The organism is Rhizobacter sp. P2_H3, assembly GCF_056403355.1.
Genome location: NZ_JBFUFQ010000477.1, coordinates 1 through 1,457 on the forward strand (window position 1 = coordinate 1; position 1,457 = coordinate 1,457).

2 protein-coding genes are annotated in these 1,457 nt (G+C 70.8%); both read right to left on the reverse strand.

All coding sequences use genetic code 11. The features are described from left to right. Positions 1-462 (reverse strand): ABC transporter substrate-binding protein (locus AC1D1T_RS32465; protein WP_477993465.1); only part of this gene is annotated, 462 nt, incomplete at its 3' end. A gap of 149 nt (positions 463-611) precedes the next feature. Next, a partial coding sequence (locus AC1D1T_RS32470) for a response regulator (protein WP_477993467.1) occupies positions 612-1,457 on the reverse strand: 846 nt, incomplete at its 5' end.

Sequence of the window (1,457 nt, forward strand, 5' to 3'; positions counted from 1 at the left end):
GACCAGGCTCAGGTGGCGGATCGYGCGCTCGGCCTCGCGCTGGTAGGTGGCGCGCACGTTGAAGATGTACGGGTTGACCGGCTTGTGCAGCACCATCGCGCCGGTCGACGGCGCGACCAGCGGCACCCGGTACTCGGCCAGCAGCGGCGCGATCGCCTGCGTGTGCGGCGTGCCGCGCACCAGGAACAGCGCGACCACGTTCTTCTCGGTGATCAGCTTCTTCGCGTTCTCGGCCGCGAGCTTCGGATCGAACTTGTCGTCCATCGAGACCAGCTCGATGCTCTGGCCGTTGATGCCGCCGCGCGCATTGACCGCGTCGAAGTACATCTTCGCGCCGTCGGTGGTCTCCTTGACGCCGGCCGCGACCGCGCCGGTGAAGCCTGCCGTCTGGCCGATCAGGATCTGGGCGGCCGCGCTGGCCGCGAGGCTGGACAAGGCCAGCACGCAAAGAAGCTTCTTCATGGTGTCTCCGGTTTTTTCCCTGGATCGTTGGCCGTGTCGACGACGACTCTGTCCCAACCGCGCACGGCAGGGCGGGATGTTTTCACACGTGACGGCCGCGCGAGCACGTCAAGTGGACGAAATGTCCACCCAGTCGCATTCGGCGCGACTTAGTTCGCGGTCGGCCCGCCTTCGTCGCCGCTTGTCAGCTCCGGGTCATCAGGGCGCCATTGATCCAGCACCGTGCGCAGGCTCTCGAACTGCATCGGCTTGGTCAGGTGCTCGTCCATCCCGGCATCGAGGCTGGACTGCCGGTCGGCAGCCAGCGCATGCGCGGTCAGCGCGACGATCGGGAACGGGCGGAGCAGGCCGTCGGCCTGCATCGCGCGCAGCCGGCGCGTCGCCTCGACGCCGTCCATGCCCGGCATCTGGATGTCCATCAGCACGAGGTCGGGCGCCTTCTCGAGGCAGTGCGCGAGCGCTTCTTCGCCGCTCGCGGCGACGCTGACCTTCATGCCCAGCACCATCAGCATCTCGCGCGCGACCAGCTGGTTCAGCGGGTTGTCCTCGACCACCAGCACGTGCATGCCGGGGCGCATCGGGGTCGACGGCTCGGGCCGTGCCGGTGCCGGGCGGGCCTCGGCGCTGGCGACGGTGCGCAGCTCGGCCGGCGTCAGCGGCTTCAGCAGCACCGCCATGCGGCTGCGCGCGGCGCGCTCGAGCAGCACCGGCTGGTGGAAGTCGGGGCGCAGCAGCAGCGTGACGCGCGTGCCGTCGGGCAGCGCGTGGCGCAGCGCTTCGAGGTCGCTGCTGTCGTCGAGGCCGTCCTCGGCCAGCACGACGCAGTCCGGCATGCGGCCGCCGAGCCGGGCGCGTTGCGTGGCCTGCGCGAGGTCGGGGATCAGCTCGGTGGTCCAGCCCAGGCGCTCGATGCGGCGCGGCAGCCACGGCGAGGTCGTCGCACCGCGCACCACCAGCCAGGCATGGCCGGGCGGGTGCGGCGCGGCGGCCGGCTG